General features: G+C 73.1%; 14 protein-coding genes. 6 read left to right on the plus strand and 8 right to left on the minus strand.

Annotated elements, in window-relative coordinates; genetic code table 11:
- Positions 1 to 2: 2 nt before the first annotated feature.
- On the minus strand, positions 3 to 818 hold the full coding sequence (locus ACZ4EF_RS35265; protein WP_467508257.1) for a PAS domain-containing protein: 816 nt from the start codon (positions 816 to 818) through the stop codon (positions 3 to 5).
- Between the two features lie 149 nt (positions 819 to 967).
- On the opposite strand from ACZ4EF_RS35265, the gene ACZ4EF_RS35270 reads away from it, so the two are divergent.
- The 3 genes from ACZ4EF_RS35270 (at position 968) to ACZ4EF_RS35280 (ending at position 4,045) form a co-directional block, all read left to right on the plus strand.
- Positions 968 to 2,452, plus strand: a complete 1,485-nt coding sequence (locus ACZ4EF_RS35270) for a DUF2252 domain-containing protein (protein WP_467508259.1) — start codon at positions 968 to 970, stop codon at positions 2,450 to 2,452.
- 215 nt (positions 2,453 to 2,667) lie between these two features.
- Positions 2,668 to 3,492, plus strand: a complete 825-nt coding sequence (locus ACZ4EF_RS35275; protein ID WP_467508261.1) for a hypothetical protein — start codon at positions 2,668 to 2,670, stop codon at positions 3,490 to 3,492.
- A gap of 220 nt (positions 3,493 to 3,712) precedes the next feature.
- On the plus strand, positions 3,713 to 4,045 hold the full coding sequence (locus tag ACZ4EF_RS35280) for a rhodanese-like domain-containing protein (RefSeq protein ID WP_355336710.1): 333 nt from the start codon (positions 3,713 to 3,715) through the stop codon (positions 4,043 to 4,045).
- 15 nt (positions 4,046 to 4,060) lie between these two features.
- Here the strand turns inward: ACZ4EF_RS35280 and ACZ4EF_RS35285 are convergent, their stop codons facing one another.
- From ACZ4EF_RS35285 to paaA, 6 genes are all read right to left on the minus strand, one after another.
- Positions 4,061 to 5,215, minus strand: coding sequence for an acyl-CoA dehydrogenase family protein (locus ACZ4EF_RS35285; protein ID WP_467508263.1), 1,155 nt, complete (start codon positions 5,213 to 5,215; stop codon positions 4,061 to 4,063).
- Between the two features lie 49 nt (positions 5,216 to 5,264).
- Positions 5,265 to 6,347: a 2Fe-2S iron-sulfur cluster-binding protein gene (locus tag ACZ4EF_RS35290; protein WP_391041942.1), complete on the minus strand. Its 1,083-nt coding sequence runs from the start codon at positions 6,345 to 6,347 to the stop codon at positions 5,265 to 5,267.
- Positions 6,348 to 6,881, minus strand: coding sequence for a 1,2-phenylacetyl-CoA epoxidase subunit PaaD (paaD, locus tag ACZ4EF_RS35295; RefSeq protein ID WP_391041941.1), 534 nt, complete (start codon positions 6,879 to 6,881; stop codon positions 6,348 to 6,350).
- Complete coding sequence (paaC, locus tag ACZ4EF_RS35300; RefSeq protein ID WP_467508295.1) at positions 6,875 to 7,558, minus strand: 1,2-phenylacetyl-CoA epoxidase subunit PaaC; 684 nt, start codon at positions 7,556 to 7,558, stop codon at positions 6,875 to 6,877. The genes paaD and paaC overlap by 7 nt, the downstream gene beginning before the upstream one ends.
- A 143-nt stretch (positions 7,559 to 7,701) precedes the next feature.
- Positions 7,702 to 7,998: a 1,2-phenylacetyl-CoA epoxidase subunit PaaB gene (paaB, locus tag ACZ4EF_RS35305; protein WP_188279883.1), complete on the minus strand. Its 297-nt coding sequence runs from the start codon at positions 7,996 to 7,998 to the stop codon at positions 7,702 to 7,704.
- Entirely contained in the window at positions 7,995 to 8,978 is a 984-nt protein-coding gene (gene paaA / locus ACZ4EF_RS35310; protein WP_467508266.1) for a 1,2-phenylacetyl-CoA epoxidase subunit PaaA, read from the minus strand. Before paaA ends, paaB begins: the two co-directional genes overlap by 4 nt.
- Before the next feature lie 299 nt (positions 8,979 to 9,277).
- On the opposite strand from paaA, the gene ACZ4EF_RS35315 reads away from it, so the two are divergent.
- Genes ACZ4EF_RS35315 through ACZ4EF_RS35325 form a run of 3 tightly spaced genes read left to right on the plus strand, consistent with a single transcriptional unit; the run spans position 9,278 to position 12,149 of the window.
- A complete protein-coding gene (locus ACZ4EF_RS35315; RefSeq protein ID WP_355336715.1) occupies positions 9,278 to 9,943 on the plus strand; it encodes a DUF5819 family protein in 666 nt (221 codons plus the stop codon).
- Positions 9,940 to 11,244: an HTTM domain-containing protein gene (locus ACZ4EF_RS35320; RefSeq protein WP_467508268.1), complete on the plus strand. Its 1,305-nt coding sequence runs from the start codon at positions 9,940 to 9,942 to the stop codon at positions 11,242 to 11,244. The genes ACZ4EF_RS35315 and ACZ4EF_RS35320 overlap by 4 nt, the downstream gene beginning before the upstream one ends.
- A 38-nt stretch (positions 11,245 to 11,282) precedes the next feature.
- A complete protein-coding gene (locus ACZ4EF_RS35325) occupies positions 11,283 to 12,149 on the plus strand; it encodes a TrmH family RNA methyltransferase (RefSeq protein ID WP_467508270.1) in 867 nt (288 codons plus the stop codon).
- A 9-nt stretch (positions 12,150 to 12,158) separates the two neighbouring features.
- Here ACZ4EF_RS35325 and paaN read toward each other — a convergent pair whose 3' ends face one another.
- Positions 12,159 to 13,835, minus strand: coding sequence for a phenylacetic acid degradation protein PaaN (gene paaN, locus ACZ4EF_RS35330; RefSeq protein WP_467508272.1), 1,677 nt, complete (start codon positions 13,833 to 13,835; stop codon positions 12,159 to 12,161).
- Between the last annotated feature and the right edge of the window lie 109 nt (positions 13,836 to 13,944).

Raw genomic sequence — 13,944 nt, forward strand, 5'->3', positions numbered from 1 at the left:
CGTCAGCCTGGCTCGGCGACGCGGTACGTCCACCACAGGACGTCCTTCAGCGCGCCGTCCCGGTCGGTGGCCGCGAGCGCGCCCGCCCACGCGGGCTGCGTGAGGTCGTCCAGCAGGTCGAGGGTGTCCTGGTGCGGCGAGGACGAGGTGCGCGCGACGCCCGCGGCGGACCGGGCGGGTGTCAGCAGCCCCGAGGCCCGGTGGCCGAAGACGTGATCCCAGCGGTGCCCGAACAGCTCCTCCGCGCCGCGGTTCCAGTACGAGATCCGGCCGTCGGGGTCGACGCAGAGGACGGCGAGGCGCAGCAGGGCGGCCACGCCGGTGAGGCCGTCGCCGAGGGGGCTCCGGCCGTTGGCGCTCCGGCCGCCGGGGACTTGGGTGGTGGGGCCCGGGGCGTTGGGGCCTTGGGCATGGGGACCCTGGCCGTCGGACTCTCGCGTGTGGGGACCCGCGCTGTCGTGACCTGCGCTTTCGTGACCTGCGCTTTCGTGACCTGCGCTGTGGGGCGCGTCGAGGCTCGTACGGACGCTGTCCGTACCGGCGTGCTCCGTACCGGCCCTGTCCGTATCGACGTCCTCCGTACGGCTGCTGGTGTCGCTGCCACCGGTCGGCGGGTGGTCGGAGGCATGGGGGTCGCGCCGTGGGTGCCGCTCGGTGCCCTGGCGCGGCCGGTCTGCCTGTGCCGACTCGTCGGCCCGGGGTTCCGGATGCTCCGGTTGGTCGTGGAGGTCCTGCTGTTCGCGCTGTTCGTAGCGGGCGGAGCGGTCCGTCCGGTGTTCTGCGTCGCTGGCTGCGGGCTGCCGGGTGATCTCGTCCAACGTCGTGCACCTGCGGTTCGGCGCTGAGTAGGGTCCTGACGTCAAGGCAAGCACGAAACCCTGTGCGGGGTCGACCTATTGGCCGGATTACCCCCGGCGGTGGGGATTTGGCGTCCGTCCGTTGACGTGGGCGGTGGGGAGGGTGACCGGTGGATTCGAGAGTGCCGCATGTGGCGGGATTCGCGCGATGGCCGCACGGGGCGTCGCCGAAGCGGGCGGGGAAGGCGCTGCGGGAGAAGGTGCCGCGCGCCGCGCACGGCCGGCCGCCCTCCGGCATGTGGCGCGACACGGCGGACGTCGTCCCCGCGGTGGCCGGCGCGCTCGCGGCGACCGTGCCCCGGACCTCGGCTGCCCCCTGGACTTCGACCGCGCCCTGGACCTCGGCCGCGCTCCGGGCCGTCCACGACTCCAACGCGGGCCGGATACCCGAGCTGATACCGCTGCGCGTCGGCCGTATGGCCGCGAGCCCCTTCGCCTTCCTGCGCGGGTCCGCCGGGCTGATGGCCGCCGACCTCGCCGACAGCCCGGTGACCGGTGTCGGCGCGCAGATCTGCGGTGACGCGCACGCCGCGAACTTCGGCCTCTACGGCGACGCCCGCGGCCGTCTCGTCATGGACATCAACGACTTCGACGAGACCGTCGTCGGCCCCTGGGAGTGGGACGTCAAACGGCTCGCGGCCTCGCTGGTGCTGGCCGGGCGGGAGGCGGGCGCGGCCGAGGACGTGTGCCGGGCGGCGGCGTACGGCGCGGTGGGCGCGTACCGGCGGACGATGCGGCTGCTGGCGACGCTGCCCGTGCTCGACGCGTGGAACGCCATCGCCGACGAGGAACTGGTCACCCACGCCGACGCCCGCGACCTGCTCGGCACGATCGAGCGGGTCTCGGCGAAGGCCATGGGCAACACCAGCGCCAGATTCGCGGCGAAGGCCACGGCGGCCGTGGACGGCGGCGGGCGGCGCTTCACCGACGCGCCGCCCGTGCTGCGCCGGGTCGCGGACCGCGAGGCGACGGCGGTCGCGGGCGCCCTGGACGGCTATCTGCGGACGGTCGGCGAGGACCGGCTGCCGCTGCTCGCCCGTTACTCCGTCCACGACGTGGCCTTCCGCGTCGTCGGCACCGGAAGCGTCGGCACCCGCTCGTACGTGGTGCTGCTCCTCGACCACCTGGGAGAGCCGCTGGTGCTCCAGATCAAGGAGGCCAGGGCGTCGGCGCTGCTGCCGTACGTGGCCAAGGCCGGATTTCCGGCCGGTCCGGTGGGGCACGAGGGCCGCAGAGTGGTGCTGGGCCAGAAACGTATGCAGGTGGTGAGCGACTTCCTGCTGGGGTGGACGGACGTGGACGCGGTGCCGTACCAGGTGCGGCAGTTCAGGAACCGCAAGGGCAGCGTCGATCCCGCCGGGCTGGAGCCGGGCCTGCTCGACGACTACGGGCGGATGACCGGCGCCCTGCTGGCCAGGGCGCACGCCCACAGCGCCGACCCCCGGCTGATCGCGGGCTACTGCGGCAAGGGCGAGGCGCTGGACGAGGCCGTCGCGGACTTCGCCGTCGGCTACGCGGACCGTACGGAGGCGGACCACGCGGAGCTGCTGGCGGCGGTCCGGTCGGGGCGGCTGCCGGCGGAGCTGGGGGTGTAGGGGGGTTCCCCGGCCGGGGTGTCCGGGGCGACCGGGGTGCCGGGGGCGTCCGGGTTGTCAGGGCGGTGTCAGGGCGGGGCGGTGCGAGCCCGTACGGGGGCGGGCGCGCGGGTCGGCGCAGGTGGGCGGGGCGCCGTGGCGTGATCCGTGCGGGCGGGTGCTGCCGTGCCCCGCGGCCCCGCGAAGATCGGCCGTGCAGGGCCTAGGCTGTCCGAGTGACGAACAGCTCAGGAACCGAGTCCTCCGCCTCTTCCGCCACCTTCGCCGGACCCTCCGAGCCCGGCTCGCAGGATCGGCTGGCGAAGGCGGTACGCGCGGCTGAGCAGGCGTTGATCGAATTCGAGATCGCGGTCGAGACCTTCCGGGTCGAGGTGGAGAACTTCTCCCGGCTGCACCACCAGCGGCTCGGCCCGATGTACGCGCGGCTGGACGAGCTGGACGCGCTGGTCGCGGAGGCCGTCGCCGCCCACAGCGGTGAGCGGGAGGACATCGAGCGCGCCTGGGAGGCCAGGGCGCTGGTGATGCCGATGCCGGGCGTCGAGGAGCTGTTCGGCGGGCTGCTCGGCACGGACGGGGTACGGCCGGTCGACGACCCGAACCCGCCGCGCCGCGTCCGCCCTGGCAAGGAGGCGCAGCGCCTCTACCGCGAGCTGGCCCGCAAGGCGCACCCCGACCTCGCCCAGGACGAGAAGGAGAAGGAGCGCCGCAGCGCCTTCATCGCCCGCGTCAACGAGGCGTACGCCTACGCCGACGAGGACACGCTGCGCGCCCTGTCCGCGGAGTGGGACGCGGGTCCCGTCGCGGACGAGGAGATGCCGAGCGAGGCCGAGGTCCTCTACGCCCGGCTGGAGTGGCTGGCCGAACGCAAGGAGAAGCTGGCCGCCATCGCCGTCGAGCTGGACGAGAGCGCCATCGGCCAGATGATGAAGCTCTCCCCGGACGACCCCGACGCCCTCCTCAACGAGATCGCCGAACAGCTCCTGACCCAGGTCGCCCAGCGCGAGGCCCGCCTGGCGGAACTGGTCCGCGACCCCGAATAGCGCCCTCTGCGGCCCGCTCGCACGACTCGCGCTTCCGTCCGGACGCCCCCTGCGGGCCCGGTCCCGGTGCGGGCGCCGGGGGACCCCGGGGAATCGGGCGGGGCGGGGGGTGGTTGGGGGCTGAGGTAGGTTTTTTCGGGTCAGCCAGTGATCTGGTGAGCCAAGGTGAGCGGGTCGCGGTTTCGCGGGCCGCGATTTCGTGCCCAGGAGGCCGCGTCCGATGTTCCGCTCTGAGCTGCCCGCGGTGGATGCCGCCGCCGTACCGGCCGACGCGATCCTGCTGGACGTGCGGGAGAACGAGGAATGGGCGGCCGGTCACGCCGAGGGCGCCGTGCACATCCCGATGGGCGAGGTCGTCTCGCGGATCGGTGAGGTGCCGGAGGGCGGCCGGGTGCACGTGGTGTGCCGCGTCGGCGGTCGCTCCGCCCAGGTCGCGCAGTACCTGATCGCCCAGGGCGTGGACGCGGTGAACGTCAGCGGCGGCATGCTCGACTGGGAGGCGGCCGGCCGCCCGGTGGTGGACGGCAGCGGCAGCGACGGCTTCGTCCTGTAAGCAGCCCCGCAGGGGTCACGTGGTCAGCGGATGGGCGGCGATCAGGTCGCCCAACGCCTCCTCGTGGGCCGCGGCCGGGCCCAGCGCCAGCTCCCACTGCTTGGCCCACGCGTGGTACCGGTGCAGCGGATAGTCGGTGTCCGCGCCGAATCCGCCGTGCAGGTGCTGCGCGGTCTGTACGACCCTGCGGACGCCCTCGGCCGCCCAGATCTTCGCCACCGCCACATCACCCGCGACCGGCAGGGGTCCGGGCGCCGAGGTGCTGAGCCGCCAGGCCGCCTGCCACAAGGTGGCCTCCATCGCCCGCAGGTCGATGTAACGGTCGGCGGACTGCACCGCGACCGCCTGGAACGTGGCGATCGGATACCCGAACTGCTGCCGCTTCGAGGCGTACGCGCTGGTCATCCCCAGCACCGCCTCCCCCAGCCCGAGCGCCAGCGCGCAGGTGCCGACGGTCAGCGCCTGCCGCAGCCACTCCCAGGCGCCGTCCGCGTCCAGCACATCCGTCGCGGGCACCCCCACACCGTCCAGCGTGACCTCGGCGAACCGCTCGCCGCTGGTGGAGACCTGCTCCGCCAGCGCCACCCCGTCCGCGTCCAGGGGAACGACGGCCACCACCGCCGCGCCGTCCGCCGTGTGCGCGGGCACCAGCACCAGGTCGCAGCTCCGCGCCCACGGCACCCCGGTCTGCACCCCGTCGAGCACGAAGCCGCCGCCGTCGGTGCCGCCGACGTCCACCCGCTGTGCCCGGACGGCGAGTTCGGCCCCGTCGTGCCCGCTGCGGCCGTTGGCGGCGACGGTGAGGACGGTCTCGCCGCGACCGGCCGCCGCCAGCAGCCGTTCGCGCAGGGGCGCGGAGCCGTAGCGCTGGACGGCGAGCGCCCCGGCGCAGCTCTCCAGCAGCGGGGCCCGCGCCAGCACCCGCCCCGCCTCGCGCAGTACGAGGCAGAGCGCGATGGGGTCGAGCCCCGCCCCGCCGTACGCCTCGTCCAGCGTCAGGCTCAGCAGGTCGCCGTCGGCGAGCTTGCGCCACAGCGCGCGGTCGAAGTCCTCGGCGACCGCGCCGGGGGTCAGCGCGGGGCTGGGCACCCCGTCCACCGCCACCCCGGAGAAGACGGACTTCGCCGCCTCGACCGCCGCCAATTGCTCCTCGGTGAAGCCGAAGTCCACGATCCGCTCCTCCCGCCACCAATTCTGACGATGCGTCAGATTAGGGCGGTCAGGCGTCGAAGTCCACCTCGACGACGGAAGTCACCGGGTGCGACTGACAGGCCAGCACATATCCGGCCTCCGTCTCCTCGGGCTCCAGCGCGTAGTTCCGGTCCATCCGCACCTCGCCGCTGACCAGCCGCGTCCGGCAGGTCCCGCAGACCCCGCCCTTGCAGGCGTACGGGGCGTCCGACCGGTTGCGCAGCACCGTCTCCAGCACCGACTCCCCTGCCAGGGACGGCCATTGACCGCCACGGCCGTCGAGCGTCGCCCGTACGGTGCCGCCGCCGGGTATCGGCTCGGCCGCGGTGACGGCCGCCGGTACCTCGTCCACATGGAAGATCTCCTGATGGACGCGGGACCGGGGGACGCCCAGCGTGCGCAGCGCCCGCTCGGCCGCGCCGACCAGTCCCAGCGGGCCGCACAGATACCAGCCGTCCACCGCCGCCACCGGCATCAGCGCCGGGAGCAGCGCCGTCAGCCGCTCCGCGTCCAGCCGCCCCGACGGCAGCCCCGCCTGCTGCTCCTCGCGGGACAGCGCGGACACCAGGTGGAAGCGGTCGGGCCAGCGGTCCTTGAGGTCCGCGACCTCCTCCAGGAACATCGTGGACGCCGCCGTACGGTCGCTGCGCACCAGGCAGAAACTCGCCCCCGGCTCACGCGCCAGCGCGGTGCCGATCTGCGACAGCACCGGTGTGATGCCGCTGCCGCCGACCACCGCGGCGAACCGCCCTGGCCTCGGCTCCAGCACGAACCGCCCCGCGGGCGTCATCACCTCCAGCACATCGCCCGCGGCCAGCTCCTTGAGCGCGTAGGTGGAGAACTCCCCCTGCTCGACCAGCCGCACCCCCACCCGCAGGGTCCGCGGCCCGGGCTCCACGCCGTCGTTCCCGAAACCCTCCTCGGGCAGCACCGGGTCGCACAGCGAATACGTGCGGCGGATCTCCACCCCGTCGGCGAACCGGCGGATCGCTATGTGCTGCCCCGGCGCGTACCGGTACTCCGCGCGCAGCTCCTCGGGGACCTCGAAGGCGATGGTCACCGAGTCGTCCGTGAGCGGGCTGACCTCCGTCACCCGGAGCGGATGGAACATTCACAGCTCCTTGAAGTGGTCGAAGGGCTCGCGGCAGGACTCGCAGCGGCGCAGCGCCTTGCAGGCGGTGGACGAGAACGGGCTGAGCAGCCGGGTGTCGGTGGAGCCGCAGTGCGGGCAGCGCACGGTCAGCTCCACGGCGACGGGCCCGCCGCCTGCCGGTCGCGCGCCGGCCAGCGGGCGGGGCGGCGCCACACCGTGCTCGGCGAGCTTGCGGCGGCCCTCCGCGCTGATCGCGTCGGTCGACCAGGCGGGGGAGAGCACGGTGCGCACCTCGACGTCCGACATGCCGTGCTCGGTCAGCACCTCGGTGATGTCGGTGGCCATCGTGTCCAGTGCCGGGCAGCCCGTCCACGTCGGCGTCAGCTCGACCTCGACCCGGCCGGGCCCGGTCACCCGCAGGTCGCGCAGCACCCCCAGCTCGGCCAGCGAGATCACCGGCAGCTCGGGATCCGGCACGGCTCCGGCCAGCCGCAGCAGCTCCTTCTCCAGCGCGCTCGTCGCCTCGGCGGCGGGCGCGCTTCCGGTCACCATGACGCACCCGGGTGAGCGCGGTGCAGGTGCTGCATCTCGGCGAGCATCCGGCCGAACGCCTCGGTGTGCACACCCTGCCGTCCGGCCCCCGCCGACCACGGCGTCCGGTCGACGCCCTGGGGTATCTCCAGCGTGGCCCGGTGCAGGACGTCGGTGACGCGCTCCAGCCACGGCTCGCGCAGCGCCGGAAGGTCGGTGCCGAGCCCGTCGAGCGGTTCGAACAGCTCCCCGGTGTAGCGCCACAGGCCGTCCACCGCGCGCTGCGTGCGCCGGTGACTCTCCTCGGTGCCGTCGCCCAGCCGCAGCGTCCAGTGCTCGGCGTGGTCGCGGTGGTAGGCGACCTCCTTCACCGCTTTCGCGGCCAGCGGCGCCAGCTCGCCGTCCCCGGACGCCAGGGCGGTGAACAGCAGCTCCTGGTGGACGGAGAAGAAGAGCTGCCGCACGATCGTCTCGGCGAAGTCCCCGTTGGGCCGCTCCACGAGCTGCACATTGCGGAATTCGTGCTCCTCGCGGCCGAACGCCAGCTCGTCCTCGTCGCCGACCAGCGAGAGCAGGGTGCGGGCCTGCCCCAGCAGGTCGAGCGCGATATTGGTGAGGGCGACGTCCTCCTCAAGCACCGGCGCGTTCCCCGCCCACTCCCCCAGCCGCTGGGCGAGCACGAGCGCGTCGTCGCCCAGCGCGAGCGCGGCGGAGGCGGAGGCCCGTGCGGGGCGCGCCGCGGTGGCCGATGCCGTGGCCGTAGACGAGGCCGTAGCCGATGCCGATGCCGATGCCGTAGCCGTGGCCGAGGCCGGGCCCGGTGCGGGGTTCGGTGCCGTGTTCACAGGTGCTTCACCCCTTCCGGGATCTCGTAGAACGTCGGGTGCCGGTACGGCTTGTCGGAGGCCGACTCGAAGAACGGGTCCTTCTCGTCGGGGGAGGAGGCGGTGACCGCGGACGACGGCACCACCCAGATCGAGACGCCCTCGGCCCGCCGGGTGTAGAGATCCCGCGCGTTGCGCAGCGCCATCTCCGCGTCGGGCGCGTGCAGGCTGCCCGCGTGGCTGTGGCTCAGACCGCGGCGGCTGCGGACGAAGACCTCCCACAGCGGCCAGTCGCCGCCCGTCTGCTCGGTCATGCCCGTGCCTCCCCGTGCTTGGCCGCGTATGCGGTGGCCGCCTCCCGGACCCAGGCGCCGTTGTCGTGTGCGGCGCGGCGCCGGTCGATCCGCTCCTCATTGCACGGCCCGTTGCCGCGCAGCACCTCCTGGAACTCCGTCCAGTCGAGCGCCCCGTAGTCGTAGCCGCCCCGCGACTCGTTCCACCGCAGGTCGGGGTCGGGGAGGGTGAGCCCCAGCACCTCGGCCTGCGGGACGCAGATGTCCACGAAGCGCTGCCGCAGCTCGTCGTTGGAGTGCCGCTTGATCTTCCAGGCCATGGACTGGGCGGAGTGCGCGGACTCGTCGTCGGGCGGGCCGAACATCATCAGCGAGGGCCACCACCAGCGGTCCACCGCGTCCTGCGCCATCGCGTGCTGCGCCGGGGTGCCGCGGCTGAGCGTCAGCAGCAGCTCGTAGCCCTGCCGCTGGTGGAAGGACTCCTCCTTGCAGATCCGCACCATCGCGCGGGCGTAGGGACCGTAGGAGCAGCGGCACAGCGGCACCTGGTTGGTGATCGCGGCGCCGTCCACCAGCCAGCCGATGGCACCGACGTCAGCCCAGCTCAGGGTGGGGTAGTTGAAGATCGAGGAGTAGCGCTGGCGGCCCGCGTGCAGCTTGTCGAGCAGCTCCTCGCGGCTGACTCCGAGGGTTTCCGCGGCGCTGTACAGATAGAGCCCGTGCCCGGCCTCGTCCTGCACCTTGGCCATCAGGATCGCCTTGCGGCGCAGCGAGGGCGCGCGGCTGATCCAGTTGGCCTCCGGCTGCATCCCGATGATTTCGGAGTGCGCGTGCTGGGCCATCTGGCGGACGAGGGTGGCGCGGTAGGCGTCCGGCATCCAGTCGCGCGGCTCGATCCTGGCGTCCTCGGCCACCGCGGCGTCGAACGCGGCCAGGAAGGCGTCCTGCCCTGCCGCCACCGCCTCCCCTGCGGTCGCCGCCGGCTCTGCCGTCGTCGTCATGCGGACCCCTCCTTCGTCATCACCGTCATCGGTGCCATCAGGCGTGCCATTCGGGCTTCGGCGCGGGTTCGGCCACCCGTCCCGTCACCGTCACCGGCTCCATCGGACGACCGGCCGGCCGACTCCTCAACCGACCGACCGATCGTTCGGTTCATTCCATGGTCGGTGGCGGGCCGAAGGGTGTCAAGGCCACCTCCCGCGCCTGTGGATAACTCGGTATGGTCCCCGCCGGGACCTGCGGTGGGTAGCGTGCTGCCCGGCAGGCGTGCGTGCCCGGCACGGGTGAGAGCGGAGAGACGATGGAGTCATTCGAGGGGCCGCCGCCCCGGACCGCGGCGCTGTCCACGCCCGCGCGCATAGCCGTCGCCCTGGCGATCGGCGCGGTCGTCGTGGGCGCGCTGTACCACCTCGGCATGGTGTTCCTGCACGTCGCGCCCTCGAACACGCTCAGCAGGGAGCACGGCGCGGCGGTCGACGACTACGTCTATCCGGAGTTCGAGCAGAACTGGAAGCTGTTCGCGCCCGACCCGCTGCAACAGAACATCCATGTGCAGGCCCGCGCCGAGGTCCGCAAGCCCGACGGCAGCCTCTCCACCACGGGCTGGGTCGACCTCACCGCGATGGACGTCGCCGCGATGCGGCACAACCCCGCCCCCAGTCACACCCAGCAGAACGAGCTGCGCCGCGCCTGGAGCTTCTACACCGACACTCACGACGACAAGGAGCAGCCCACCGGCGGCGACCGCAGCGACATGAGCCGTACGTATCTCCAGCGGATTTTGCAGGAGCGTTTCGGCCCGCGGCTCAACGGCGGTGACGTCGTCCGCGTGCAGGCACGTTCCGCCACCACCGCGGTCCCGCCGCCGTCGGGCAACGGGCAGCAGACCGGCACCCAGCCCTACTACCGGGAACTGCCCTGGTGGCCGGTCACCACCGCGCCCGCCGGTCAGGAGAACGCATCGTGAGCGCGCGCGACTCCTTCGTCCCCTCGCCGTTCGCCGGACTCGGCAAAGGACTCGACCGCGCCGTCGCGCGGGGGATCAACGCCATCACCGGCCGGGCCATCGGCCCGTACCAGAGCGCGATCATCCGGATTGGCTTCTCGCTGACCTGGCTGCTGTTCCTGCTGCGCGAATTCCCGCACCGCGCCGAGCTGTACGGCCCCGACGCGCCCTGGAGCTGGGACCTCGCCAAGCGGCTGGTCGCCGGGAACCACGCCTTCACCGTGCTGCTGTGGAACGACGGCCGCGCCTGGTTCGAGTGCGTCTACGCCTTCGCGATCGTCGCCAGCGCGATGCTGCTCCTGGGCTGGCGGACCCGTACCGCCTCGGTGTTCTTCATGATCGGCGTGCTGTCGCTCCAGAACCGCAGCGTCTTCGAGGGCGACGGCGGCGACAACGTCATCCACCTGATGGCGATCTACCTCGTCTTCACCCGCTGCGGCCAGGTCTGGTCGCTCGACCGGCGCCGCGCGGCCCGCGGGGAGGCGGCCGAGGCGGGTGCCGGACCGTCGGCCGCTTCCGCGTCCGACGCGGAGCCGGGCGCCGATCCGGTCGGCGTCGCCCTCTGGGCGGTGTTCGGCTTCGCGCTCGTGGCGGCGACGCTGTTCGGCAAGCTCAGCACCGGATGGGCGGTGCTGTTCTGGCTCTTCTGGCTGGTCCAGGCGCTGTGGTGGGCGGTGCGGCGGGTCGCGCCCGGCGAGCCGCGCACCGTGCTCGACATCGTCGCCAACGTCATCCACAACGGCGCGATGCTCGTGATCGTCGCCGAGGTCTGCCTGATCTACTCCACCGCGGGCTGGTACAAGATCCAGGGCAGCCGCTGGCAGGACGGCACCGCGCTCTACTACCCGCTCCATCTGGACGACTTCACCCCCTGGCCCGCCCTGTCGCACGCCCTGGCGGGCAATGAGCTGATGGTCATGCTCATCACCTACGGCACGGTCATCGTCCAGGTCGCCTTCCCCTTCACCCTGTTCAACCGCCGGGTGAAGAACGTGCTGCTGGTCGCGATGATGCTGGAGCACGCCTCGATCGCCGTCGTGCTCGGCCTGCCCTTCTTCTCGCTCGCGATGATCGCCGCCGACGCGGTGTTCCTGCCGACGGCCTTCCTGGTCTGGGCCGGTGACCGGCTCGTACGGCGGCTGCGGCCGGGTGCCGCGCGCCCGCGGCCGGTGGTCCACGGGCAGCGCACCGCCCCCGACGACGCGTCCGCCGGGCCGGGGGAACCGGCCGTGGGACCACCGCCGCCCAGCGCCGTGACATGACGTGATCGGGCAGACCTGCCGCACCGTACGCTGAGGCCATGACCGAGGACGAGGCCGCCCACCGACCCGGCGCCGCAGCCGAACCCGACCCGGCGACCGGAGCCGCTCAGGCCACCGGGGCCGACGTGGCCACCGCAAGCGCCACGGCCGCCGTCCTCGCCTGGCAGGCCGCCGCGCCGGACGCGGTGCTGCTCGACGGCTTCCACGCCCTCAAGCACGCGCTGCGCTTCGGCGCCCGCGTGCGCACCGCGGTCAGCAGCGACAAGGCGGCCGCGCTGCGCCTCGCGGCGGAGCTGGCCCCCGACCTGGCCGAGGAGCTGGCGGCGCGCGTCACCGAGATCCCCGCCGCGGCGCTGCGCGGGCTGGTGACGCGGGTGCACCCCACCGCGGTGGCCGCGCTCGCCGACCGGCGCGACCGGGCGGCCAATCTGGCGCTGCTGGCCGAACGGCCCCGGCAGGCACCGGTCGTCGTCCTGGACAGCCCGCGCAATCTCGGCAACGTCGGGGCGGTGATCCGGCTGGCGGCCGGATTCGGCGTCACCGGCGTGGTCAGCACCGGAGATCTCGACCCCTGGCACCCCAACGCCCTGCGCGCGGGCGCCGGACTGCACTACGCGACCGCGGTGGAACGTACGGCCGCCGACGCGCTGCCGCCGGGACCGCTGTACGTCCTCGACCCGGAGGGCAAGGACATCCGCTCCGTCGAACTCCCCGACGACGCGCTCGTCGTCTTCGGCTCGGAGCGGCACGGCGTCTCCGACGAACTGCGCGGACGCGCTGCCGAGTTGGTCGCGCTGCCGATGCGTCCGCAGGTCTCCAGCTACAACCTGGCCACCAGCGTCGGCATGGCGCTCTTCCACTGGGCGGCCACGTCCCGCTCGCCGCGGGTACCCGACCGCCCCTGAACCCCGCGATCAGGCGGGCCGCCGCACCTCCACCATCCGGAAGCGGCTCGCGACGAACGCGCCGTCGCACAGCGCCGCGTTGGCCGCCGGATTGCCGCCGGAGCCGTGGAAGTCGGAGAAGGCGGCCGTTTGGTTGACGTACACACCGCCGGTCAGATTGAGCGAGAGCTGCGCGCACTCCTCCCAGCAGACCTCCTCCAGGCCGCGCTCCACCTCGGCGGAGGTGGTGTAGCCGCCGACCGTCATCGCGCCCTTGTCGCGGACGGTACGGCGCAGCAGCTCCAGCGCGTCGGCGGTCGAGTCCACGGCCACGGCGAAGGCGACCGGGCCGAAGCACTCCGACAGATACGCCGCCTCGGCGTCCGGCTTGGCGCCGTCGAGCTTGACCAGCACCGGGGTGCGGACGACCGCGTCGGGGAAGTCCGGGTGGGTCACCGAGCGGGAGGCGAGGGCGACTTCGCCCAGCCCGGGGGCCGCGTCGAGCCGTGCCTTGACGTCCGGATTCACCAGGGCGCCGAGCAGCGCGTTGGCCCGCGCGTCGTCGCCGAGCAGCCCGTCGACCGCGCCCGCGATGTCGGCGACCACCTCGTCGTAACTCCGCCGTCCCGCGTCGGTGTCGATGCCGTCGCGCGGGATCAGCAGATTCTGCGGGGTGGTGCACATCTGGCCGCTGTAGAGGGACAGCGAGAAGGCGAGGTTGGAGAGCATGCCGCGGTAGTCGTCGGTGGAGTCGATCACCACGGTGTTGACGCCGGCCTTCTCGGTGAAGACCTGCGCCTGGCGGGCGTTGGCCTCCAGCCAGTCGCCGAAGGCGGTGGAGCCGGTGTAGTCGATGACCCGGACCTCGGGGCGCAGCGCCAGGGTCTTGGCCAGGCCCTCGCCGGGCCGCTCGACGGCCAGGCAGACCAGGTCGGGCGAGAAGCCCGCCTCGGCCAGCACCTCGCGCGCCACCCGTACGGTCAGGGCCAGCGGCAGCACCGCGCGCGGGTGCGGCTTGACCAGCACCGCGTTGCCGGTGGCCAGGGAGGCGAAGAGCCCCGGATAGCCGTTCCACGTCGGGAAGGTGTTGCAGCCGATCACCAGGCCGATGCCGCGCGGCACCGCGGTGAAGGACTTCCGCAGATTGAGCGGGTCGCGCTTGCCCTGCGGCTTGATCCACTCCGCGGTCTCCGGGGTGCGGACCTGCTCCACGTACGCGTACGCCACCGCTTCGAGGCCGCGGTCCTGCGCGTGCGGGCCGCCGGCCTGGAAGGACATCGTGAACGCCTGCCCGGAGGTGTGCATCACGGCGTGCGCGAACTCGTGCGTCCGCGCGTTGATCCGCGCCAGGATCTCCAGGCACACCATGGCGCGCGCCTCGGGTCCCGCGTCCCGCCAGGCGGGCATCGCGGCGCGCATCGCGGGCAGCAGCACGTCCGGATCGGGGTGCGGGTACTCCACACCGAGGTCCGGGCCGTACGGGGAGCGCTCGGTGCCCGTCCAGCCGTCCGTGCCGGGCTGGTCCAGCTCGAAGCGGTGGCCGAGCAGCGCGTCGAAGGCGGCCTTGCCCTCGTCGGCGTCGGCGTACGCCTTGGGGTGCTCGGGGTAGGGCGACCAGTACGCCCGGGTCCTGACGGCATCGAGCGCCTTGTCAAGCGTGTCACGATGGCGTTCGATCAAGGTCACGGCGGAGACAGTGGCGGACATGGCGGACCAACTCCTCGTCGAGCTGGGCTGAGTAGCAGAGACAACGCTAGATTAACCGAATGTTCGGTCGGGACAAGAGGGACGTCCCGGCCTGTGGATAACTCGGAAA

The organism is Streptomyces sp. NPDC025721, assembly GCF_055558595.1.

What these genes read in the sequence shown, in the direction of transcription:
- ACZ4EF_RS35325 (WP_467508270.1), top strand. Translation starts at nt 11,283, where the DNA reads ATGACCGAGGACGAGGCCGCCCACCGACCCGGCGCCGCAGCCGAACCC.
- paaN (WP_467508272.1), bottom strand. Translation starts at nt 13,835, where the DNA reads ATGTCCGCCACTGTCTCCGCCGTGACCTTGATCGAACGCCATCGTGAC.
- paaD (WP_391041941.1), bottom strand. Translation starts at nt 6,881, where the DNA reads ATGGTGACCGGAAGCGCGCCCGCCGCCGAGGCGACGAGCGCGCTGGAG.
- ACZ4EF_RS35280 (WP_355336710.1), top strand. Translation starts at nt 3,713, where the DNA reads ATGTTCCGCTCTGAGCTGCCCGCGGTGGATGCCGCCGCCGTACCGGCC.
- paaA (WP_467508266.1), bottom strand. Translation starts at nt 8,978, where the DNA reads ATGACGACGACGGCAGAGCCGGCGGCGACCGCAGGGGAGGCGGTGGCG.
- ACZ4EF_RS35315 (WP_355336715.1), top strand. Translation starts at nt 9,278, where the DNA reads ATGGAGTCATTCGAGGGGCCGCCGCCCCGGACCGCGGCGCTGTCCACG.
- ACZ4EF_RS35290 (WP_391041942.1), bottom strand. Translation starts at nt 6,347, where the DNA reads ATGTTCCATCCGCTCCGGGTGACGGAGGTCAGCCCGCTCACGGACGAC.
- paaB (WP_188279883.1), bottom strand. Translation starts at nt 7,998, where the DNA reads ATGACCGAGCAGACGGGCGGCGACTGGCCGCTGTGGGAGGTCTTCGTC.